Below are 22,401 nucleotides of genomic sequence, written 5' to 3'. Positions count from 1 at the left end.
ACAGTTGCTCTCTATCCTTCTCCAATCGTCTTCCGAAAATACAACTCTCAGAGTACAATTGGTCCTCTCTTTTTTGGGCATGCAAACATACGAGGACACAGATTCTTTTATTTTAAAAAGTAGGTCCTATCCTAAACTTCATCTTACCTCTATTCTTAAACTTCTCTGACTTCTTCATTCCGTTTAACTTCAGTATAACTTCCGATTAACTCCTGCTTAACTTCTTCTTTCGTGCCACCACATACATCGGATGGTAGGTTAGCGAGTAGCCCTTAAGGGTGCGAAACATCTTGTACGCCTCAGCAAATCGCGCCAGCTTGCCCTTGGTCCAGCACTGGCGAAAGGCTCCGTTTACGCCCGTTTGCTTGATGTGGCGCAGCACCTCAACCGGCTCGTCGAAGTAAATGGCGGATAGCTCTTCGGTACACTCTACGATATCGAAATGGCGGTTAACTGCATACATAAACTCCTTAAACGAAAGATACGACAACCCGCTTCCGGTAAGCGTACGAACTTCCTCAAGGTTTTGCGGACCAAAAGTGCTTATGGCAATGGCGCCTCCATCGTTCATTGACTCCGAAAGCCTCTTCAAGAAGCCCTCGAGATCGGCAAACCACTGTACCGCCGAGGAGGAGACAAAGAGGTCGATACCGTTTGGCAGCTCCATAGCCTCAGCATCGCCCAACTCGAAGGTAGCATCTACGGCATTGCATTGTTGTGCCACATCGGCTACATAGCCTTTTGACGATGGGGCAATATCGTTAAGCAGCCAAGCAGCATTTGGGAAACGCTCCAGCACCTTCTGGGTAAGAAATCCCGACCCGCAGCCCACCTCAACGGCTTGGTTGGGGATTCTATCTATATGGGCATCGAGTAGCGCGGCTAAGCGTTGGGCAATAGACTGCTGCACCACCGCCTCGGTAGCATAGGTGCCGTAGCACCCCGAAAAACCTTGCTTTACTGCTTCTTTATTCATTATTTCTTCATTATACCGGTTAGCGGTTCCGCCTAGAGGCTTGAATCTGTAGATTCAACCCCTAAAAATCTTTTTTTACCCCTTGCATCTGCAGATTCAAGCACCGAAAATCAATTTTTTGCCCTTGAATCTGCAGATTCAGGCACCAAAAACGATTTTTTTGCCCTTGCATCTGCAGATGCAAGCATCAAAAATGCATTTGGAGGTCTTGAATCTGCAGATGCAAGCACCAACGCCACCCCTAGGCACACCTGCCGCTAGACGCTTCGGCGTTATCTCCTCCTTGATAGGGGATAACAGCGCCTTGATTATGCGTTTCTCTATTCTTCACTACTCACTAATTATCTCCTCCCACGACTCCACCTTCCCGAAGCAGAGGTGAGCACCTGCAATGGTAGTGGCCTTATCCCCCCAATGGTTTTTCATGTTTTGAAATGGGAAGATCAAATCATCGGCGGAGATAAGGGCCAACGACCAAATATCTTGATTTGAAAATGGCCTCTTTTGGAAGTATTCGCCCAGCAGGATTAGCTCCTCCTTTTGCTCCTCGAAGCAGCGCTGGGGCATTAGCTCCGACAGCTCGGCGTAGCCTCGGGCGCCACCGCAGATGCGCATCATGAACTTCTTCATGGTGGCTTCGGTAAGGTTGCCTACCGTTCCCTCAAAAATGGCAGGTGGAATCCCTTCCGAGTCGCTTACCGGGTTCAGCGTTCCGTTGATGGCATAGGCGCTGTTGGCCTTTAGCAAACCCTGCTCCATCAGCCAACCCGCAGCCCAAACGCCAAACGACCAGGCAACCAACACAACTTCATCATATCCATTGGTAACGGATGCATCAAAATCGAGCGATCGGTAGTCGTAAATAGCCACAACGTCGTGCGACTGGTTGCTGATATGCTTTATGCAGCGCTCGTCGAAACCCCATCCACAGAAGAAGAGGATAAGCGATCGTCTATTATTCTTGACTACCCATTTTGCTTCCATTGCTCAGCTACTTTTACGATTTCGGCCACTTCATCTTCGGTTATCTGCGGATTGAGCGATATGCGGATTCGCGCCTCGCCCTTGGGTACGGTGGGGTAGCGGATGGGCAGCGCCCAGAAGCCGTTCTGCTGCATCAGCTCCGCCAAACGTATCGCCTCCTGATTCTCGCCAGCCACAACGGGCACGATGTGCGAGCAGCCGCGGGTCTCCACGCCCACCCTTTCGAGCTCCGAGCGTAGCAGGTTACCCAAAGCAACCAGCTTAACTCTATCATTTTCCATTTCAGCGAGCGCATCTATAACAAAGCTGGTCCAATGCAGGTTTACGGGTGGTAGCGCTGTGGTAAAGATCAACGGACGCATGGTGTTGATGAGGTAGCTCACCACCTCGCGGTTGGCAATTAGGTATGCCCCCTGCGATGCTATAGCTTTCCCAAAGGTTCCCACGATAAGGTCGATGCGCTGGGTGGTGTTGGTTTCCTCGCATAGTCCAAGGCCATGTTGCCCAACAGCACCAAAGGAATGCGCCTCGTCGACGTACAGCGTTGCGCCGTACTTCTCCTTAAGGTCGCACAGGGCTGACAGATCGGCTATATCGCCATCCATGCTGAAAACCGACTCGGTTACGATGATTATGCGGTTGTAGTCGTCTCTATTCTTGATGATGAGCCGTTCGAGATGCTCCAGGTCGTTGTGGCGGTAGCGCTCCCACTTGGCCTCGCAGAGGCGCAAGCCGTCGATAATGCTGGCGTGAACCAGCTTATCGGCAAGTATCAGATCGCCCTTAGCGGTTAGCGCTGGCAGCACACCGATGTTGGCATGGTAGCCGCTGTTGAACACCAGCGCCGCCTCGCGTCCGAAGAGGTTTGCCAGCTTCTGCTCCAGCTCGGTGTACGATGGGGCGTTGCCCGTAAGCAGTCGCGACGAGGTAGAGCCAAAGAGGAATTCTGTGGCATCAGCAAGAGCTGCTAAGAACTCGCGCTGTAGCTCACCATCGCACGCCACGCCAAGGTAGTCGTTCGACGAGAGGTTCAGGTAGCGCTTCCCTTCGTGGTAGATGTACTTGCCCTCGCTACGCGTGTTGCGCAGCTGGCGCAGGTTACCCGATTGCTCGAGCTGGGATAGTATGTTGTTGTAGTCGGTCATTCTAGTTTCTTATCAGTACCTCGATTGTTTCTTCTACGTTATCCCCTCCTTTGGAGGGGGCAGGGGGTGGGTTTTACTTTTCAAATAAATGAAGACATCAAGAATTGGAACGTCCTTAACCCACCCCTACCCCTCCAAAGGAGGGGATTAAGAGCCTTGATTAAGCATTTGTCAGTTCCCTTCTCCCTATTCCCTTCTCCCTACTCACTTCTGCATTCCCCAACCACCTTAACCAGCCCCGAGGTTAGCCTACTCAGCTCATCCTCCGAAATAACAAATGGCGGCATAACGTACACCAGCTTACCAAACGGACGAACCCAGATGCCCTCCTCCACAAAGCGTCGCTGAATGTCAGCCATTACAACTGGCTCCTTCATTTCGATAACGCCGATTGCGCCAAGCACGCGCACATCGGCAACGCTATCGAATTCACGGGCGGGAGCCAGCTCCCTTTTCAGCTGCGCCTCAATTGCGGCAACCTTTGGTAGCGGCGAATGCTCCAGAACCAATTCCAGCGAAGCGTTGGCTGCGGCGCAGGCTAGCGGATTGCCCATAAAGGTTGGTCCGTGCATAAATACGCTCGGGTTCCCCTTAGATATGGTTTCAGCAACCTCAACTGTAGCCAGCGTTGCCGCAAAGCTCATGTAGCCTCCGGTGATAGCCTTACCCAGGCACATAATATCGGGGGTGATGTCGGCCCACTCGCAGGCAAACAGCTTTCCGCTACGACCAAAGCCTGTGGCAATCTCGTCGGCAATTAGCAGCACGTCGAACTCCTCGCAGAGGCTCTTCACCCCCTTAAGGTATTCGGGCGAGTAGAAGCGCATTCCGCCTGCCCCTTGAACGATTGGCTCTAGGATAATGGCACCTATTCGCTGGTGATGCAGCTCCAGGGTTTGGCGCATCTGATCCAAGTCGGATGGCTTCCATTCCTCACCAAAGAGAACCTTAGGTGCATCAACAAAGTGGTGAATGGGTAGACGTCCGTTCCAGATGGTGTGCATTCCACCTTCGGGATCGCACACGCTCATCGTATGCCATGTATCGCCGTGGTAGCCCGAGCGGATGGTGAGCAGCTGGTTCTTTTCGTGCTTACCCCTAGCGTTCTGGTACTGAAGCGCCATCTTAATGGCCACCTCAACGGCTACTGAACCCGAATCGCAGAAGAAGACGCGCTCCAGCCCTTCGGGCGTTATGGTAATGAGCTTCTTTGCCAGCTCTACCGCCGGACGATGGGTAATGCCGCCAAACATCACGTGCGACATTTCCTTAAGCTGCCTTTCAATTGCTGCGTTGATGTGCGGGTGGTTGTAGCCATGTATAGCCGCCCACCAGCTCGACATACCGTCTACGAGCTGACGTCCATCCTCCAATTCAAGGATTACCCCGTTGGCTCGCTTCACTGGGTACACCGGAAGCGGGTTGATCATCGATGTGTAGGGATGCCAAATGTGCTCCCTGTCGTATGCTAGTAGCTCTTGTGTGGTCATTTTTTTACTAGACTTTAGATGTTAGTAGTTAGATGTTAGAAAAGAGGCTAAAAGTTAGAAGTAAGGCGAGATCGAAGCGATTCCCCTCCTTTCCAAGGAGGGGTCGGCGCAGCCGGGGGTGGTTTGATTGAGTAACCTCCCCGCCCTTCGGGCATCCCTCCTTAAGAAGGAGGGGAGTCGCTTCGAATAAATACACTGCCAATATTCAACTCCTTTACCATTCAAACCCTCTTCCGTTTAATCCCGCTTTGGCGGGATGTCGCTTCGCTCCACTCCCTCTAACTCCTCACTATCTTATACCCATTCTTCTCCAGCATCTCAACGTCTTCGGCAACGCTGGAGCCAAGGGTGGTGAGCAGGTCGCCAACCAGGGCAGCGCTCATGCCGCAGCGGAGGGCCTTGTCCATAACATGGGCTATCTCCTGACGCCCGGCAGCAAAGCGGATCTTAGCCTTAGGGTTGATAACGCGGAAGATGGCGAAGGTGGTAAGGATCTCCTCCTCGGTAAGCTTTTGGGTTTTACCCGCTAGCGGGGTTCCCTCTATTGGGTTTAGGATGTTGATAGGGATCGACTGCGCATCAATCTCGCGAAGCGTAAGGGCAAACTCCACACGCTGCTCCTCGCTCTCGCCCATGCCAATGATACCGCCCGAACAGATGCCCAGTCCGGCCTCCTTAGCCCACTGGATGGTTTGCAGCTTCTCCTCGGTGGTGTGCGTGGTGCAGAGCGTTGGGAAGAACGATGGCGCCGTTTCGAGGTTGCAGTGGTAGTGCTCTACCCCGGCATCGGCCAGCTGCTGCAGCTGTGCCTTAGTGAGTAATCCCATAGAGGCGCAAAGGTGGATGTCCACCTCCTTACGGATATCGTTGTAGATGCCGCACGACTTATCCACATCGGTTTGCGAAAGGGTGCGACCGCTGGTTACCAGCGAGAACTTGGCCACGCCCTGCTTGGCGTTATCGCGTGCCATAGCTACTGCAACCGGCGATGCGATGAGCGGGTAAACCTCAACGTTGGTGTTGTGGTGGGCCGACTGCGAGCACCACTTGCAGTCCTCCGAGCACTTGCCCGAGCGCGCGTTAATGATAGAGCACATCTCGAAGTCGTTCTTCAGGAAGTGGCGACGGATATCGTCGGCCATCTGGTACAGCACCTCCTTATCCTCAATCCTAACAAGCTCCAAAGCCTCATCCTTGGTAATCTGGTAGCCATTCAAAATGCGCTCCTTTAGCGCAAGGGCATCCTGCGAAGTCATCATAGTATCGTACTTTTAAAATGATTCAAAAAAGAAAAATCCCACACCAAAAGGGGTTTAACTCCTTTCGATGTGGGATCAGAATATGGTATACGACCACCTAAAGCAGCAGATGCCGCAGCAGGTATCGCTTTTGGTTGAACTTGTAGTGTGATGATGGATGGTACGAGCATCTGTCCGCAATCGCCTTCGGCAATATCCGGATCGAACTCCTCCTCGCTACCACCGATGATGAGCAGCAGCATACGCTCTAGCCCTGCAGTTCCGTTCTTGAGCATGGCCATGCGGCAGATGTCCACCTTTAGGCAGCCGATGTGCACCACCTTACCGAGGCTCATAAATGCAGCATCGGCACGGCGCGACCAGCGCTTAAACCAAAGGGTAGGACGGTATGCTTGACGGATTCTATTCATCGGGGACAAATATAGCTGCCGCGCTAACACGCTAACACACAAAAAGTATGTTTTTGGGCAGCCGTATGCCTCTTTACGAGCTAAAAACAGCTGTTGATACCATGAGCAGCCCGGCAAAATAATTCCAGCAGCACGATCTGCCTAACGGAACTCCGTTGGAGCGTACTGCAAAATAGGCGCTAAGGTATGCCCCAAAACAAAAGAGCCAATGCTCTACGCATTGGCTCCTAGCTTTAAGGGTTACAGATCTTGTTAGTATCCAAAATTGCTGTATCCATTAAAAAACTTACCATCAGCAGTGTACAATAACATCTTATAATCCTGATCGTTCTTCAGCATAAGCATGTACACGGTTTGCATTCCCGACATCGAGAATCCGCGCACGCTCACAACCGTCCATGTTGCGTAGTTGCTCGCCTTAACGGCCTCCTGAACAGCCTGAGGTAGCCCTTCGAAGCCAAGCTGGCTCATGGTCATCATCAGCTCGTACTTTCTATTGAAGAACAGGTTGTGGATATTGGCTCCATCCTTAACCTCTACCCAGTAGCCCCATGGGCCTTGCATTACCTCTGAAATCTCAGCCGAAGGGTACATCTTTAGGATTACCGCTTTAAGCGTATCGGGTAGCACGTTGGGGTAGTTGTTGCAATCGGGGTAGTTGCGGTTCTTTTCCTTTACCTTTAGCAGCTTGCCGGTTGCATCAAAGTATAGGAACACGTTGTTCTTACCCGTCTTCGAAAGTTCGAACTTAAACCGCTCGGTGCCATCCGCCTTTTTAAGCTTTACGATCTTTACGATTGTCCACGAGCCATCACCATACTCAGTTGCCGTATACGCCTTGCGTATGGTGTCGGGCAGCTGATCGGAGCTGTACTCTATTTCAGTCATTTCCCACTTACCGTTACCCTTATACCAAGCAGAGCACTTATGGGTACCACTGGTAGTGCTCTTTGTTGTAGACTTTAGGGTAAAGGAAGCTACCTTGAAACCATCAACCTCTCCCCAGCTTACGTTAGCAGCTGTTGGGAATTGCGAAGTGAAAGCAGCTTTAACGGCTGTCTCCGAAACTTCATTTTCGTTCGAAGTAACATCATCATTTTTACTGCACGATGCTAACAACAATGCTGCTATAAGTGCAGCCCACACAAGAATCGCCTTTCCTCTCATAGCTTCGATTTAAAAAAATTTACAATTACAACGATGCACTACTAATCCTCCAATAGCGTGCCAAACCCTAAAACGCTAAGCGAGTACCCTCTAAAAGGAATCGTGACAAGTGTTCTTTTAACAAATGGGGAATTTATTCCCACTTCGTGGAAGGAATGTGGCTTAAGCAATTGGCATTTCGAAGAACAGCATTCAACCTAAAGCCCAGCACCCTCCCTTACGTTGCAAAGCCTATGCTGCAACAGCATAGGTTTCTGGTACTACTCCTAATTTTATTGCACTAAGTACTACGATGCTTTGTCATCAATACCGCTTACAAGTAGCCTAGCAAACGACATCGCCGTAAAATTTTGTTTCGTCACCTCCATAAACGGTTAAAGGAAGGAATCCTTCACAGTATCCCTTCCTTTGCAGCTGAATAAAGCATATTCCAATTACATACGAAACATAATGTATATGCTTACTCAACTAAACAAGGAAACAACAACATAGTTGACTTTTTCAAAGCTATCTTTTCTAATACCCCCAGTAGTATATAAGCCTAGCCGATATCAGATCGCGCTGCGGCATATCTCCCATTCTTCGGATATTATCGGAGTAGGAAATAGGTTCCATCATTCGATAGTCATCGAAGCTCTTGCGGTACAGCAGCGAGAGCTGGCTACCGGGAGCAAAAGTCCAAGCAAAGCTAGCCTCGAGGCTAGCAGCCGTGTAGTTAATATCCCTGTTCTGCAAAAAGGCAACTCCTTCTACCCAACCATCATTCTTAAGATGGTAGAACTGCTTATAGTGCACGCTTGTCCAGTTGTAGCGGGCGCGGATGTTGGCAAATGCGTTCTTCGACAAAATATAGTTCAGCTCAGCCGACTGCTCGTAGTTCTTTATATCGCGCCTTCCGAATACGGGCACACCGGATGTTGCATCGTTTTCGGCATAGCCTATGGCGTTTTCGTTGAAAATGCCAAAGAAGCCAATGGTGGTAGCCAACCTATCGTTAAACCGCACGCTTGGATTCATCTGTAGGTAGAATGCGCTCTTGTTGTATTTTTCTGCAATCCAATAGCCAATAAGCATTCGGCTAATCGACAGCCGTTTTCGGGTGTCGGTGTTGAAGTTGAAGCCTGCCCATATGGCACGCGGTTCTGCATACTTGTAACCTAGCTGACGAGGCTCGAAGTAGTCGTACTTTACCCCTGGCGTTACCGATGTTTCCAGATCGAAGTGGAACTCGTTGTGGAAGGTCATCCCGCCCGAAATGGTAAACTCGTTGCGCGAGTAACGGGTAGGCTTGTACAGCAGCTCGTTGGTAAAGAAGAACGAGAGCCTACGAAACTTGGTGTGCTTACTTCGATCGTAGGAGATATATTCCACCCTCCCAAAGTTGATAATGCGGTTGTTCTGATCGAGGTAGCCCAGATACGAAGGGTTGTAGGTATCCTGATAGAGCGTATTCGAAAGCTCCAATCGCAGCTTACCCGAGGTTTTGAGCGCGCTAACCTGGTAGGCAAAGCCGTCGTTGGAAACGCTGCCCGAGTCGGCCTGAAGGGCATACTGCACCGATCCGCGTAGCGCGTACGACTGCGACTTATTGGCAAAGTAGAAATCGGCAGCCGATGTATTGGCCGTAAAACGGCTGGTTGGCAGCAGCACATTGCCGTTAATCACCGATAGGTACGAGCTGTTCCTAAAGGGGATATCAACAACGCTTACGTTGTAGTTGGTAAGCGGCTGCACGTTTACCTCGCGCGTCTCTCCGGTTTCAGCATTTCGAATTTTGGCGTAAGCGTCGGCGGTAAGCGCATTCATAAACCCAATACCTAGGCCATCCTTGGTTCTACCCGAAATTTTAGTTGCATTGATGATGTTGGTTGATGAAGGCATCTCCTTAACCTCCTCGTTTACCTTAAGGTTTTGGTAGGCTTTAAAACCGTACAGAGGGTTGCTGCCTATACGACGGGAGTAGAATATTCCTCCACGCGAGAAGAGCTCCGAGCCCTCGTTAAAGAATTGGCGATTTTCGTTAAAGCGCTGCTCTACGGTGGTAAGGTTAAGCTGAACATCGTCCGAACGAACCTGGCTAAAATCGGGAATCACCATCATATCGAGGGTAAAGCTGTCCGAAATGCCGTAGCGTAGATCGAGCCCACCCTTAAAGGTGTTGCTTGTGCCACGATTGCTACGCTCGGTAGCATAAGAAACGTAGGGTGTTAGCGAAAGACGGAAGGGCATTTTAATTTGGTCTAGCCCAACCAAATTGGCCTCCTGATTATTAATCCCCTCTATGGAAATATCAACCGGATTGTAGGTATCCCACTCGCTGTTGCGCTTGATTAGGCGCCAGTGGTTAAAGCCCCAAACGCCATTCTTAGCCGAGAAGCGCAGCTGGGTAAGTGGAATCTCCAGCTCTACCGACCAGCCCCAATCGTGCAACTTAACGGCGCTATACCAAACCGCATTCCACGAACGGTCGTAGGTAGTTCCCGTTACCTTTTGGTCGGACTGCACCCCTGCTGCCGAAACCAGAAAGTAGTACGAAGTAGTACCATCGTTATACGGGCTAAACCCGATGGAGAACAGATCGCAATTGGGATCGTCGAACGAGTCGCGAGGTCCCAGCTGCTTAGCTATTTTACATGCAGCGGTATCCTCCATTCGTCCATAAACGTAAATAGACGATTTATCGTACAAAAGTCGAACCTCCGTTTTAAGCTTGGCAGGCTCAAGCCTATTGGGCGAATACTGGGTGTAGGAGGTTAGCGGCTTGGCCTTGGCCCAAACCGAATCGGCTAAATCGCCATCTATTTTCGGCTTAGTATCCGTAAAGACAATCTCGGCAGCTCTACGTTCTTGCTGAGCACTGGCATTGAGCGATAGCAATGGCGCTACCGAAAAGGCTATAAGCCGAATTAAAAACGAAGCTTTCATTTGGTCGAGTTAATTAGGTCGTATGTTCTATCCGAACCAAATGTATTGCAGCTTTATCGTCTATTTTTTAGGCTTATTCATACGATAGAAATACCTCGGCAAACACAATCAACCCCTATTCCAATGCTACTAATAGTGGCTTTGCCATCGTTCGTCAGCCGAAACAGGTTGTTAGAATAAGGCAAAAGGATAATCTTTACGGTGAATACTAATTCTGGAAGGTGTGCGTACATCTTCGTTCTGGATTAGGAGTATCTTTGTACTACGGTAAGCAACAAAACGCAACCCATTTACCATGAACCGAAACGCAGCCATACCCATAGTGAGAAACGACCCGAAGGTGGTTCGAGGTTGGGTTATGTACGATTGGGCCAACTCGGTGTACCAGCTTACCATAGCATCCACCATCTTCCCCATATACTTCAACTCGGTAACGCACACCAATGGCAGCTACACGGTTTCGTTCTTTGGATACGAGATTGTAAATACCGTTCTATACTCGTGGTCTATCGCCGTTGCCTACCTTTTAGTGGCAGTACTATCGCCGCTACTCTCCTCGTTTGCCGACTATACGGGCAGACGAAGGGCCTTTATGAAAGCCTTTACCCTCATCGGATCGGTATCGTGCGGGGCGCTTTTCTTCTTCAACAAGAACACCATCGAGCTGGGGACTATAGCGTTCACCTTAGGAACGATTGGCTACGGCGGCAGCATTGTGTTCTACAACTCGTTTCTTCCGGTAATTGCCAGCGAGGATATGCAGGATCGCATCAGCGCACGAGGGTACTCGCTGGGGTACCTAGGCGGAGTTGTGCTGCTGCTGTTCAACCTTTTTATGATCATGCAGCCGGGACTATTCGGAATAGCGAATGGCTCCCCGCTTCCGGCTCAGATATCATTTGTCACCGTATTCCTGTGGTGGCTGGGATTCTCGCAGATTACCTTCGAGGCTCTACCAAAGTACACGCTAAGGAAGCGCAAGCGAAAGGAAAGAGTGCTTCTAAACGGCTATCGCGAGCTCCAACATACCTTCAAGAAGGTGATAAAATCGTACCGGCTTACCGTATTCCTTATCGGCTTCTTCTTTACCATGATGGGCCTACTAACCACCATGTTTATGGCCGCCAGCTACGGCGAAAAGCAGCTGGGGGTAAAGGAGGATGTGCTAATAGGCACCATTCTGGTAATTCAGCTGGTGGGTATTGCCGGAGCGTGGTCGTTTGCCCGCCTATCGGAGAGATACGGAAACCTGCAGGCGCTGCTGGTATCGCTGGTAGTATGGATTGCCATTTGCATCTACGCCTTTGCCATTAAGGGTGCCGGCGGCTTTATCGTTGCTGCCGTTGTAATCGGGCTGGTGATGGGTGGTACGCAGTCGCTGGCGCGGTCCACCTACTCGAAGATGCTGCCCGAAACCACCGACCATACCTCCTTCTTCAGCTTCTACGATGTGCTGGAGAAGATGGCAACCGTTTTGGGCACCTTTATGTTCGGCATCATCGAGGCAATTACGGGCAGCATGCGCTACTCGGTACTCTCCATCGCCATCTTCTTTGTGCTGGGGCTGGTATCCTTCCTGCTTTTGGTTGGCAGGACAAAGCCCAATAAAAGCGTCGCATAAAGTAACTCTGCTAACCGCTACCTAAATCTACAACTTCGATTTTGCCAAGTAGCGATCTCCTAATTGCAATCTAATAGGTAACCCGCGGTAGGCTACGTAGCCTGTTCTTTTCTTCTACCAGCACCTATCACGCTATTGCACTCAACAGGAACTATATTAACAAATAGAAAAATCTAGCAGCAGCCACCCGTTTGGCGCTTAATGAATTCAACAAAATTCCACCAGAAGGTTTGTGTTTGTAATGTTTTGCTATATTTAACACCGAAAATATTTTAACTCCAATGACAAATATTAATGAACTAATGAACGAAACAAACTCAACGTTGCCCGACATTAGCAGCCAAGCAGCATTCCTTCAGAACTTTTTGTATAACCAAAAACCATAAATTCATGAAATCAACATTTCTAAAAATGACCCTTACCGTTATGCTATTTGCATTAATGGGGGCTGGATGTGAAAAAGAAGAAGAGTATGAAGACATTCCTCTGCAATACACGAAATGCCCGTGCGACCATAACACCGCATTTATTAAAAATGTTGCTAGAGAGAACATCCTATTGTTTGATCTGAGTAAGACATCCCTAGATGCCATTAAATCTCAAACTTATGATGGCGAAAAATCGGAATTTGTTTTGTATGACAAAACGAATAAAAGTATGACATGGATGATTGACCGAAATTCAATGAAAGGATTTTGTTATATATGTAATGTGCCAGATAAAATTAACGATTTGGTTATTCCTTCAAAAGGTATTGCTATATCATTTACTGGTGATGAATTTGAATTGTGTACTCCATCTGGCGGTATAACTAATAATTTTTACTCTAGTTGTGTATTAAAAACTTTAAAAAGAAAACTAAAGTAAAACAACTCTTCAGATTCGCTTTTTACACAACAAAAACATAAATTCATGAAATCAACATTTCTAAAAATCACCCTCGCTGTTATGCTATTGGCATTAATGGGCGCTGGGTGTGACAAGAACAACGACTCCAATTTCGAAAAGTATCCTATTGAAATTGTTAAGGAGCTACCTGTACTATATGTAGGATGCAACCTTAAAGATGGCGAAACAGCGATTATTAGGGATCAAGTAGCTCTTGAAAAGGTCTTCATTAAAGATTTAATCAACCAAAATGCCACCTTGAAAGACATCGATTTCGCTAAATACGATGTTCTTGTAGGATGTAGCACCTTTACACGGGGTATTATTGAGTTAAAGCATAATATCACTCAAACGGGAGCAAATACTTGGCTTTATAACCTTGCGGTTATATATGATCTTACATATCCAGCAGGAAAGTTTTTTTATGGAATTGTTGTAAATAAACTACCAGCAGGGGCAAAGGTAAATTTTGATATAAAACGTATTAATGAATAAAATAGAATTTATGAGAAAGTATTTGATATTTCTGATCGTAATCTTGACGTTTACAAACGGATTCTCACAAAATGGAAGCAAGCATTATTACTACTACAATAATGAGAAAAAGTATCTTGAACTAAACTCGGACTATGTATTTGTCTCTTTTACAGGTAGCGATGCTAAGCAAATCAATGAGCTACGTAAATTTGGTTTGACAAAATACCAGAAAGAGTCAGCAAGCAGCAAGTTAAAACAAAAACTTAATGAGATAGAGGATTTCTATTGGGCAGAAATTAAATTGGGCGAAAACATTTCTATTGAATCTTATACACAGAAAATATCTGAATTAAAGAAAGTAGAAAACATAAAGGTAGTTTCACCCTACTTCAAATCTGCTAACAGCAAAAAAATTGGATTATCCAATTCCTTCTATGTGAAGATCAAAACACTCTCTGACACTCTACTTTTACAGCAGTACGCTAAGCGTCACAATGCAGTTATTGACAATCAAGACACATTTATGCCCTTATGGTTTACATTATCGTGTACTAAGAATACGAGTATGAATGCGTTGGAACTGGCCAATAAGTTTTATGAAAGCGGCATGTTTCAGTATGCAGAACCAGATTTAATGCTCGACAATATTTTGAATTCTGTCGATGATACCTATTTTACCAATCAATGGGGACTTCGTAATACTGGCCAATACCAAGGAACAAGTGGTATAGATATTAAAGCTCTTGAAGCGTGGAATATGTCAATTGGTTCAGGAGTTAATGTTGCTGTAGTTGATCATGGTATACAGTTGGATCATCCCGATTTGCAAGCTAATATTCATTCATTAAGCTACGATACAGAAAATGATTCTTCACCCAGCATTGTTAGGGGAGATCATGCTACTGCTTGTGCGGGTATAATTGGAGCTATCGGGAATACAGCAGGTATACGAGGGGTATCCCCCAATTGCAAGTTAATGTCAGTGAGTAGTACGCTAGACCTTATGACGCCAGATATTAGAAAAAAAATGGCAAAGGGCATTAATTGGGCTACTCAAAATGGTGCACATATTATCAGTAATTCGTGGGGCCATAATGATCTTACAAGCAACTATATTGATGATGCAATAACCAATGCAATAACCAATGGGCGTAACGGCTTAGGTTGTGTTGTGATATTTGCTTCAGGAAATGATAATGGTCAGGTTAATTATCCTGCCAATAGCAACCCAAACATACTAACAGTCGGTGCTATTAGCCCATGTGGTCAGCGTAAAAATCCATCTTCGTGCGATGGCGAAAACTGGGGAAGTAATTATGGACCAACTCTAGACGTTGTTGCACCTGGAGTGCTGATCTCTACAACAGATAGAACAAGTAGCAATGGTTATAATCCAAGCATGCCGATTCATACTGGGAATGGAGGAAATAAGGTAACCTCTGATTATAGCAATATGGATTATACTGTGTGGTTCAACGGCACCTCTGCGGCATGTCCCCATGTTGCGGGTGTTGCAGCCCTTATTCTATCAGTTAATCCATCCTTAACTGGTCAACAAGTACGGGATATAATTGAGCAAACAGCTCAAAAAGTGGGTGGATACCCTTACTCGACGACTCCCGGTTGACCTAATGGTATATGGCATGACCAAATGGGATATGGTCTGGTTAATGCCTATGACGCTGTTAAAGCTACATTAATAAAGAATCTTAGCATTTCTGGCCCCGATGCGCTTTGCTCTGGTACCATTGCCACCTACAGCATCAGCAACCTGCCTCAGGGAACTACGGTCTCTTGGTATGCAAATGGCCTAAACCTTAGCGCTGCTATAGGTGCTTCTACTAATGCAACGACAATACAAGGTGCAGGTGCTGGCTATGTGCGTGCAACAATTACCTCATCTAATGGCACTCTTATCCTAACAAAAGAGTTGGCGCTTAATGGCTATACGCCAATAATCGGCCCTGACTTTGAGTACCTAAGCAACAAAAAGGCATACTTCGAGATAGATACCCAAGAACCCTCTGTATGGTCTGTAAATGGGGATACTTTTACCAGCATGCCTTACTCTAATCGTATTGTCGTTCCCCTATACCAGTACTACCCGGGTTCTGTCCTTATTACCTGTGCAGTAAACTCCAGCTGCGGCCATTATGAAGCGCGTAAGGATTTTCAAATAATTGGCGATGAAGAAGCTCTTGACGCGTATTCGCTTTACCCCAATCCTACCAGCACCTCATTTAGCATAAAGCAGAACGAGGAGCTACAGGCAATGTCTAGTACGCTTGTAGGTGATGCAAAAAGCCAAGATAACCTCTCCATCCTTATATACAACGACCAAAGCCAGCTTCTGCGACAGCAGAAGGTGTACCTAAATCAAGCTGTAAGCATTGATAACCTTCGGGAAGGGCTCTACATCATTCACATAAAGGATGGTAAAAAAGTTCACAAGAAAAAGCTGATTATTAGGAGAAATTAGGTATTCTAAGGTAGAGGTATTTGACAGTATTCCTTAGAAGAACTTTTATGGCGCCGCTGTATGCAGCGGCGCTACCATTAGCATCTCCTGTAGGCCGTTTTTTCATCTGCCAATATGTCGCTTCACTAACAATGGAGCTCCGCACATAGTCCGTAGAAGTCCGTAGGATGTCCGTAGGATGTCATGCTGTCATTTTGACAAAAAGCAAGAAAAAAAGTTATCAACGGATGTTTCATCGTTCGAAAATACTGCTAATTTTAAAGGCGCGATTTCGATAGAAAGGTTAGCATGTAGCTCTACATCTAGCCATTTAATCGCAAGGAATAATTATCTGTTAAATTAATTTTAAAGGAGGCCAAAAATTATGGCAGAAGTTAAGAACAATATCATTACTCAAGGAGTAAGTGGTATGCTGGGCGATCAAATCGTCTTTCGTCAAATTAAGGGTAAAACCATTATTTCGGTTAAGCCTAAACAACCAGAAAAGTATTCGGATAAGCAGCTGGAGGCAAAGCGTAAGTTTCAATCCGCAGTAATTTACGGCAAGTCGGCTACCGCCGATCCAGTAAAGAAGGCAGAGTATGAGGCTGGTAAAGATGACAAGTTTAGCTCCGCCTATCAGGTTGCCGTAGCCGATTTTCTAAACGCACCTGATATCGAGGATGTAAACCTGAAGGGGTACAAGGGTAACGTGGGCGATGTAATCACTATTCGTGTAACCGACGACTTTAAGGTTGCCGAAGTAAAGGTATCCATCCACAACCCCGATGGCTCGCTGGTAGAGGAGGGTAATGCGGTTCAGCTGCTTGGCGGCGTAGACTGGAGCTACAAGGCAACGGCAAAGAACGACAGCCTTGCGGGCGATAAGATTACCATCACGGCCTACGACATGCCGGGCAACGAAACTGCAAAGGACAGCACTCTGTAGCCTAATCAACAGAATGTAGTATAGTAAGGCGTCTGCAAGGGCGCCTTTTTCATTTCCCGCTTGGGCGGGAAGTAGAGGTTGGTTAAGAACGCTAAGTGAAATAAAATTGATGGTTTTAAAGACAGCTTGTTACCCACCCCTTGCCCCTCCCGCTAAGGCGGGAGGATAACGTGCTGCTATTAAGAAATACTGCTATAACAACATCCTTAGTTCAATAGCTAGTCCTACAGCCTCCGCCAAACGTTGTAACCTGCAATAAACACACACTTTATGCAGCAGCCAGCCTGCCGTTTACCCCTCCAATCCTGCTGTTGAAATAGCTGGAAGCCAACGCTACCCATTACCTACTGCAGGAATACCGCAACAAGTGCTATCTTTAGCACACCATAGTCAGCTAAAAATGAGCATATACGATATCACCGGAAGCAAACGAGTTAACGACCTCCTCAACCTCAGATGGTTTCGCCACCTGCTGTACTGGTGCGTTACAATCGGCTTCTTTACGCTCTTCTGGGGATCGGAGAAGAACAGCTACGGGGTGGTGTTCCTCAACGAGCTGCTGATGCTACCGCCCAAGCTCCTTGCTGTGTACACCCTACTCTTGGTGCTGGTTCCCCAGTTCCTGTTCAAAAAGAGGGTACTGCTCTTCACCATCCTCACCCTTGCCGTGATGGTGGTGTGCGGCATCATCCTTCTTTTCGACCAGTACCTGGTTACGAAGTACGTGCTGAATCTGTACGTCGAATCGCCCGTTTACCTTAACCGCTTTAAGGCGCTATCGGCCATGGTAGACATCAACACCGTGCTGATTATTCCGCTGGTGATAAAGATTGTTGAGCACGGGTACCGCAACCTGCAGCGCAGCGAGCTGCTCGAAAAGGAGAAGCTCGAAACCGAGCTGAAGTTCCTTAAGGCTCAGATTCACCCCCACTTCTTCTTCAATACGCTCAACAACCTCTACTCGCTGGTGCTGCGCAAGTCCGACAAGGCCCCCGACGTGGTGCTGATGCTATCGGAGCTCATGCGCTACGTGCTCTACGATTCCAACGTGCCCAAGGTATCGCTCGAGAAGGAGCTCAAGCACATCGGCAACTACATCAACCTCGAAAAGCTGCGGCTACCGCAAAATGCCGAAATACGCTTCGAGGTAACCGGAAATACCCTGGCAATGGCCATCGAGCCCATGCTGCTGACCCCTATCATCGAGAACTGCTTTAAGCATGTAAACACAACATCCGATAGCAAGTGCTGGATACACATCAGCATTAACGTAGAACACAGCCAGCTTCTTCTGATTGCAGAAAACAGCATGGACGAGCAACCAGATACTGCGGAGGAGCAACGGCAGGGCGTTGGCCTAAGAAATGTGGAACGACGTCTGGAGCTGCTATACCCAAACAGGTACGAGCTTAAGGCTATTTCCGATGGATTTTCGTACCTATGCAAGCTGAAGCTGCAGCTTAGCTAAACCTAAAAACCGACAAGTTGAAGTTCTACAACAAATATTACGAAAAACCAAACATGGCTTTGCCTCTTATGGGAGGAATTATTCAACCACTCCGTGGTTGTTTACCATCTTCCCCATTCCCCCGAGTTTCACCCGGGGCTATTTACATTGAAGCCCTTATGGGCTTATGGCAGCATTAATGTGTGCCGAGCGGTAATCCTGAAAGGATTGAACTTGAATAGTCCCGCATGCAATGCGGGGAGGCCATGCACAATAAAGCAACAACCGCGAAGCGGTTGAATGCTAAACCAAAAACAATATAGACCAGGACATAACAGCTAAGAACGCTATAAACCGAGAATACCGATGAAGATCAGCTGCCTTATTGTAGACGACGAGCCATTAGCCAGCGATATCATAGAGGAATACCTATCGCGCATCGATGGCTACGAGGTGGTGGCCAAGTGCAACACGGCGCTTCAGGCCTTTAGCATCCTATCGCAAAAGAAGGTCGACCTAATGTTTCTGGATATCCAGATGCCCAAGCTCACGGGCATCGAGTTTCTTAAGTCGCTGCGCAATCCGCCTAAGGTAATTCTTACCACCGCCTACAGCGAGTATGCGCTCGAGGGTTACGAGCTCGATGTGGTAGACTACCTGCTGAAGCCGATATCGTTCGAGCGCTTCCTCCGCGCCATCGACAAGGCATCGAAGCTGCTTACCTGCAGCACGCCAAGCCAACCCAACCAATCTGTAGCCTCAAACGAACCATACATCTACGTTCGCGAGGATAAGATTACCCAAAAGATTTTCCTTTCGGAGATTCTGTACATCGAAAGCCAGGGTAACTACGTAAAGATTGTATGCACCGAGCGGGTGGTAACCTCGTACTCGTCCATATCGCTTATCGAGGAGAAGCTTCCCGAGGCCAAATTCCTCCGCGTTCACCGCAGCTTTATCGTATCTACCGATAAGATTACCGCCTTTTCGGGCACAACCATTATGATTGGGAAGTACCAGATACCGATTGGCCGCAGCTATAAAACGCTGGTGGAGCAACGGCTAAACGTGGAGTAGAACCTAGATGATGTCCGTTCGATATAGGTTGCGAACCTTACGAAGGGCTGCCATAAGCTAATAACAACTTTATCCTCTACAAGGGAAATGGGCGAGTTATGGTTGTTTTACTACAAATCCTAATGTCCTACAGACAAAATTCGAACGACAAGAATACCGCGTAGCGGTTATAGCCTTGTCGCTTGTCATTTCTGCCCCCGCATTTTCTCCGTAGGAGATATACATTGGCATTATCGCCTTATGTCGAACTGACGTTAAATAATATTTTCATCAAATCCACGGCGGTCCATCTTTCCCCACTCGCGCTTGCCCCTAACAAAGTAGTCGAAGTTGCCCTTTATGGTCCAGTAAAGGTTTAGCGGATGGTAGAAGAAGGGCTCTACCATGGCAATAAGCATCAGCTTAACCAAATCTATCTTCTTGTTGTAGTTGTGGTAAACCAGCTCTTCGGATAGAATGGAGAGCAGCGTAACCATCATAAAGTAGGAGTACACCAGCACAAAAAGAAGCAGAAAGTAGGGAAGGTTAAAGAATCCGCTGTAAATGCAGTAGGCAAAGTATACGTAGCCGAACACCTCTATGGGAGCCAGCATCCACTCGAAGAACACGGCGTAAGGAAAGCTAACCAGCCCAACAAAACCGTACTTTGGGTTAAAGAACATCCGCTTATGCTCGAGTATCGATTCAATAAATCCCCTGCTCCATCGGTTACGCTGGCGGTTAAGTACCTTAGCCGTATTGGGAACTTCGGTCCAGCATAAAGGATCGGGTATAAAGCCAATAGAGTACTTCTCCTTCGCCACCTCGCGCATGTAGCGGTGCAGCTTTAGCACCACTTCCATATCTTCGCCCACAATGTTTGGGGTATAGCCCCCAGCCTTTATGAGTATCTCCTTATCGAACATTCCCAAAGCACCAGATATCAGCAGCAAGCCGCGCATATGGGCCCATCCCATGCGGGTTAGAGTAAATACCCTAAAGTACTCGAGCACCTGGAAGCGCTCCAACCATCCGTTGGGCAAGTTTACCTGAGTAACTTTTCCGCTTTTCACCTCGCACGAGTTCACCACACGAATAACCCCGCCAACAGCTACAACCCTACGCTTCGTTTCTTCGAGAAACGGACGAACCAGCTTAAGCAGCCCATCGGGCTCTATAATGCAGTCTACATCCATGCATAGCACCAGCTTCTTTGTCGACTGGTTAACTCCAGCATTCAGCGCATCAGCCTTTCCTCCATTTTCCTTATCTACAACAATCAGGTGGCTATATGCCAGGTTCCTCGATTTGTAGATACCTCGAATTTCTTGCGTTGGTATATCGGCAACCGGCATATTTCGCACCTTGGCAAGGCTAAAAGCCTCTGTAAGCTTTTGGAGCGAATCGTCTTTGCTGCCATCGTTAACAATGATAATCTCAAAATCGGAGTAGCTAAGCGAAAGAATCGACCGAACATTCTCTACAATGGTTAGCCCTTCGTTATAGGCTGGCGCAACAATAGAGATGCCAGGCAAGTATTTCGACGAAAGCAAATCTTCCACAGACTGATACCTATTCTTACGCTGATGCTTTCTAATGGCAGCAATAGAAACAACGGCTAACACAGCATACGAGAAAACGATAACAAGCAGTATTACCAAGAACACCACCTCTACAACATGGTTAATCTCAACAAAAGTTATGCTCATTTCATAGTCGTTTTAGTAATGGAATCCATCAGTTCCTGCACATCGCTTTTCTGCGAATCGTCGTAAAGATTCAGAATAATTTCCGGCTTAGACAGCACGCTGTACATCATCCGAAGAATGGTTATTCGAATATCCCTGTTACGCTCGGTAACAAGAAGCTCTTTTGCCCAAAGGAGCGAATCTTCGGTAAAGTACGGCTTAATGGCGTTTAGCAGCTCCAGCTTGTTACGCTCAGGGGCATCCCTAATTGCCTCTACAATATGCTTCTCGAAGCCTATATAATCGAGAGTCATTAGCGTTCGAGTGGCTGCGTACGAAACCTTTACATTCGGATGAACGAGCAGCTGCTTAACCCTTTCAAGATGCTTTTCCTGGGTAAACTCGTTAACGAGGTTTAATCCCAAAATCAGCACTCCTTCGTTTTTCGAATCGAGCAGAAAACCATAATCCTTTGTAGCGTAGCCTTGCAGCTTTACCGCCGATACTATTTTATTGGAGATGTACTCATTAACAGACCTTGACGAATTGCATAGGTAGTCGAGCACAAAGTCTACCTCATTTAGCTTAATCAGCCCAATAATTGCCTCAAAGCGGATATAGTCGTTGCTAGTGCCGAACTTCTGCTTTAGCAGCGAAATCGAGTGGGTATCGTTAAAAGACGACATCATTTTTATGGCCCAAATCACCTTTTTGCTTCTCCACGAGCTAAGGTTTGTGCGCATAAAGTCCTTCAAATTCAAAGCAGAGTACAGCTCGTGAGTCTTTAGCTTAAGATCGCCCTTGAAGTTGATATTGAACATGTTCAGCGTATTAACAAACGCCTCTTTCGAATACCGGGTTCGGAGCATCCGACGAATAATACTAAATGCCTTATACCTTGCCTGCTTATCGCCATAGATGTAGTCGAGAATGTTGCTGTAAAAGCCAACGTAGTACATCCGCTGGATGATGGTAAATCCTATTCGGCGCGTTCGGGAGGCAAGACTTGCCAAAAAGAAAGCCATCACCAAAAGCTGGCTGAAGTAGATCATGTAAAGAAAGTATCGCGTATAGGATGGAAACCTAAAGTTCTCGGTTACATATGCAATTACACCGTTTATACTCTTCTCGAAATGGTAGTAAGTGGCAAGGATGAAAACAAGGAGCAGCACTACCGAAAGCGAGTAAAGAGCAAGCAACGAATAGTTATAGATAATATACTTCTTCTTACTCCTATGCGCGGCAATTATTACTACAGCATACACTATAGCTAGTATGGTGAACAGCTTGTAGAAAAAGGATAGTATGGGAAACGCAAAAGCAAGATTAACACCAAATATGCCGTAAAGCCCAACTAGAAATGCAACAAAGAGCATAGCAACAGCCAACGAGATAAATATATCCCGATTTAGAACTAGGGCTCTGCTTATCTTTCTTTCAACCATGGCAAACCATTTTATA

At 47.3% G+C, this 22,401-nt stretch carries 18 protein-coding genes; 8 read left to right on the top strand and 10 right to left on the bottom strand.

Going from position 1 to position 22,401, the window contains the following annotated elements; all coding sequences use genetic code 11:
- Positions 1-205 precede the first annotated feature (205 nt).
- The 8 genes from bioC to CLV25_RS04005 all read right to left on the bottom strand — a co-directional run bounded on the left by bioC (position 206) and on the right by CLV25_RS04005 (position 10,356).
- Positions 206-976 carry a malonyl-ACP O-methyltransferase BioC gene (gene bioC, locus CLV25_RS04040; RefSeq protein ID WP_131838355.1) on the bottom strand — a complete coding sequence of 257 codons (771 nt, stop codon included), beginning with the start codon at positions 974-976 and terminating at the stop codon, positions 206-208.
- Between the two features lie 330 nt (positions 977-1,306).
- A complete protein-coding gene (locus tag CLV25_RS04035; RefSeq protein WP_131838354.1) occupies positions 1,307-1,960 on the bottom strand; it encodes a DUF452 family protein in 654 nt (217 codons plus the stop codon).
- Positions 1,942-3,105, bottom strand: a complete 1,164-nt coding sequence (locus CLV25_RS04030) for an aminotransferase class I/II-fold pyridoxal phosphate-dependent enzyme (RefSeq protein WP_131838353.1) — start codon at positions 3,103-3,105, stop codon at positions 1,942-1,944. Before CLV25_RS04030 ends, CLV25_RS04035 begins: the two co-directional genes overlap by 19 nt.
- A 200-nt stretch (positions 3,106-3,305) precedes the next feature.
- The gene (gene bioA / locus CLV25_RS04025) at positions 3,306-4,595 is read right to left on the bottom strand and encodes an adenosylmethionine--8-amino-7-oxononanoate transaminase (RefSeq protein ID WP_131838352.1); all 1,290 of its coding nucleotides are present in this window, start codon (positions 4,593-4,595) and stop codon (positions 3,306-3,308) included.
- A gap of 278 nt (positions 4,596-4,873) precedes the next feature.
- Positions 4,874-5,854, bottom strand: coding sequence for a biotin synthase BioB (bioB, locus tag CLV25_RS04020; protein ID WP_317129307.1), 981 nt, complete (start codon positions 5,852-5,854; stop codon positions 4,874-4,876).
- Positions 5,851-6,264, bottom strand: coding sequence for a hypothetical protein (locus CLV25_RS04015; protein WP_131838351.1), 414 nt, complete (start codon positions 6,262-6,264; stop codon positions 5,851-5,853). The genes bioB and CLV25_RS04015 overlap by 4 nt, the downstream gene beginning before the upstream one ends.
- A gap of 252 nt (positions 6,265-6,516) precedes the next feature.
- Positions 6,517-7,431: a PepSY-like domain-containing protein gene (locus tag CLV25_RS04010; protein ID WP_131838350.1), complete on the bottom strand. Its 915-nt coding sequence runs from the start codon at positions 7,429-7,431 to the stop codon at positions 6,517-6,519.
- A gap of 516 nt (positions 7,432-7,947) precedes the next feature.
- Complete coding sequence (locus CLV25_RS04005; RefSeq protein ID WP_131838349.1) at positions 7,948-10,356, bottom strand: DUF5916 domain-containing protein; 2,409 nt, start codon at positions 10,354-10,356, stop codon at positions 7,948-7,950.
- Positions 10,357-10,651: 295 nt separating this feature from the next.
- Between CLV25_RS04005 and CLV25_RS04000 the strand changes: the two genes are divergently transcribed.
- From CLV25_RS04000 to CLV25_RS03965, 8 genes are all read left to right on the top strand, one after another.
- Positions 10,652-11,977, top strand: a complete 1,326-nt coding sequence (locus CLV25_RS04000) for an MFS transporter (protein WP_131838348.1) — start codon at positions 10,652-10,654, stop codon at positions 11,975-11,977.
- A 390-nt stretch (positions 11,978-12,367) separates the two neighbouring features.
- Complete coding sequence (locus CLV25_RS03995) at positions 12,368-12,844, top strand: hypothetical protein (protein WP_131838347.1); 477 nt, start codon at positions 12,368-12,370, stop codon at positions 12,842-12,844.
- A gap of 45 nt (positions 12,845-12,889) precedes the next feature.
- Positions 12,890-13,360 carry a hypothetical protein gene (locus CLV25_RS03990; protein ID WP_131838346.1) on the top strand — a complete coding sequence of 157 codons (471 nt, stop codon included), beginning with the start codon at positions 12,890-12,892 and terminating at the stop codon, positions 13,358-13,360.
- Positions 13,353-14,969, top strand: a complete 1,617-nt coding sequence (locus tag CLV25_RS03985) for a S8 family peptidase (RefSeq protein WP_131838345.1) — start codon at positions 13,353-13,355, stop codon at positions 14,967-14,969. Before CLV25_RS03990 ends, CLV25_RS03985 begins: the two co-directional genes overlap by 8 nt.
- A gap of 24 nt (positions 14,970-14,993) precedes the next feature.
- Positions 14,994-15,821 carry a T9SS type A sorting domain-containing protein gene (locus CLV25_RS03980; protein WP_131838344.1) on the top strand — a complete coding sequence of 276 codons (828 nt, stop codon included), beginning with the start codon at positions 14,994-14,996 and terminating at the stop codon, positions 15,819-15,821.
- 364 nt (positions 15,822-16,185) lie between these two features.
- The gene (locus CLV25_RS03975) at positions 16,186-16,749 is read left to right on the top strand and encodes a hypothetical protein (RefSeq protein ID WP_131838343.1); all 564 of its coding nucleotides are present in this window, start codon (positions 16,186-16,188) and stop codon (positions 16,747-16,749) included.
- 400 nt (positions 16,750-17,149) lie between these two features.
- Positions 17,150-18,217, top strand: coding sequence for a sensor histidine kinase (locus CLV25_RS03970; protein WP_131838342.1), 1,068 nt, complete (start codon positions 17,150-17,152; stop codon positions 18,215-18,217).
- Between the two features lie 345 nt (positions 18,218-18,562).
- Positions 18,563-19,273 carry a LytR/AlgR family response regulator transcription factor gene (locus CLV25_RS03965; protein WP_131838341.1) on the top strand — a complete coding sequence of 237 codons (711 nt, stop codon included), beginning with the start codon at positions 18,563-18,565 and terminating at the stop codon, positions 19,271-19,273.
- Positions 19,274-19,527: 254 nt separating this feature from the next.
- Here CLV25_RS03965 and CLV25_RS03960 read toward each other — a convergent pair whose 3' ends face one another.
- Both CLV25_RS03960 and CLV25_RS03955 read right to left on the bottom strand, forming a co-directional pair.
- Positions 19,528-20,961 carry a glycosyltransferase family 2 protein gene (locus tag CLV25_RS03960; protein WP_131838340.1) on the bottom strand — a complete coding sequence of 478 codons (1,434 nt, stop codon included), beginning with the start codon at positions 20,959-20,961 and terminating at the stop codon, positions 19,528-19,530.
- Positions 20,958-22,385 carry a hypothetical protein gene (locus CLV25_RS03955; protein ID WP_131838339.1) on the bottom strand — a complete coding sequence of 476 codons (1,428 nt, stop codon included), beginning with the start codon at positions 22,383-22,385 and terminating at the stop codon, positions 20,958-20,960. Before CLV25_RS03955 ends, CLV25_RS03960 begins: the two co-directional genes overlap by 4 nt.
- Positions 22,386-22,401 lie beyond the last annotated feature (16 nt).

It is taken from the genome of Acetobacteroides hydrogenigenes, from assembly GCF_004340205.1.
GTDB lineage: Bacteria > Bacteroidota > Bacteroidia > Bacteroidales > ZOR0009 > Acetobacteroides > Acetobacteroides hydrogenigenes.
Note: the sequence above shows the minus strand (reverse complement) of the source record. Positions and strands in the feature narration are given on the sequence as shown.

Excerpts from the sequence above, each read along its gene's own strand:
- CLV25_RS04035 (WP_131838354.1), bottom strand. The coding sequence starts at position 1,960 with ATGGAAGCAAAATGGGTAGTCAAGAATAATAGACGATCGCTTATCCTC.
- CLV25_RS03975 (WP_131838343.1), top strand. The coding sequence starts at position 16,186 with ATGGCAGAAGTTAAGAACAATATCATTACTCAAGGAGTAAGTGGTATG.
- bioA (WP_131838352.1), bottom strand. The coding sequence starts at position 4,595 with ATGACCACACAAGAGCTACTAGCATACGACAGGGAGCACATTTGGCAT.
- CLV25_RS03960 (WP_131838340.1), bottom strand. The coding sequence starts at position 20,961 with ATGAGCATAACTTTTGTTGAGATTAACCATGTTGTAGAGGTGGTGTTC.
- CLV25_RS04000 (WP_131838348.1), top strand. The coding sequence starts at position 10,652 with ATGAACCGAAACGCAGCCATACCCATAGTGAGAAACGACCCGAAGGTG.
- bioB (WP_317129307.1), bottom strand. The coding sequence starts at position 5,854 with ATGATGACTTCGCAGGATGCCCTTGCGCTAAAGGAGCGCATTTTGAAT.
- CLV25_RS04030 (WP_131838353.1), bottom strand. The coding sequence starts at position 3,105 with ATGACCGACTACAACAACATACTATCCCAGCTCGAGCAATCGGGTAAC.
- CLV25_RS04015 (WP_131838351.1), bottom strand. The coding sequence starts at position 6,264 with ATGAATAGAATCCGTCAAGCATACCGTCCTACCCTTTGGTTTAAGCGC.
- CLV25_RS04005 (WP_131838349.1), bottom strand. The coding sequence starts at position 10,356 with ATGAAAGCTTCGTTTTTAATTCGGCTTATAGCCTTTTCGGTAGCGCCA.
- CLV25_RS03985 (WP_131838345.1), top strand. The coding sequence starts at position 13,353 with ATGAATAAAATAGAATTTATGAGAAAGTATTTGATATTTCTGATCGTA.
- CLV25_RS03955 (WP_131838339.1), bottom strand. The coding sequence starts at position 22,385 with ATGGTTGAAAGAAAGATAAGCAGAGCCCTAGTTCTAAATCGGGATATA.
- CLV25_RS03980 (WP_131838344.1), top strand. The coding sequence starts at position 14,994 with ATGGGATATGGTCTGGTTAATGCCTATGACGCTGTTAAAGCTACATTA.
- CLV25_RS03965 (WP_131838341.1), top strand. The coding sequence starts at position 18,563 with ATGAAGATCAGCTGCCTTATTGTAGACGACGAGCCATTAGCCAGCGAT.
- CLV25_RS03995 (WP_131838347.1), top strand. The coding sequence starts at position 12,368 with ATGAAATCAACATTTCTAAAAATGACCCTTACCGTTATGCTATTTGCA.
- bioC (WP_131838355.1), bottom strand. The coding sequence starts at position 976 with ATGAATAAAGAAGCAGTAAAGCAAGGTTTTTCGGGGTGCTACGGCACC.
- CLV25_RS04010 (WP_131838350.1), bottom strand. The coding sequence starts at position 7,431 with ATGAGAGGAAAGGCGATTCTTGTGTGGGCTGCACTTATAGCAGCATTG.
- CLV25_RS03990 (WP_131838346.1), top strand. The coding sequence starts at position 12,890 with ATGAAATCAACATTTCTAAAAATCACCCTCGCTGTTATGCTATTGGCA.
- CLV25_RS03970 (WP_131838342.1), top strand. The coding sequence starts at position 17,150 with ATGAGCATATACGATATCACCGGAAGCAAACGAGTTAACGACCTCCTC.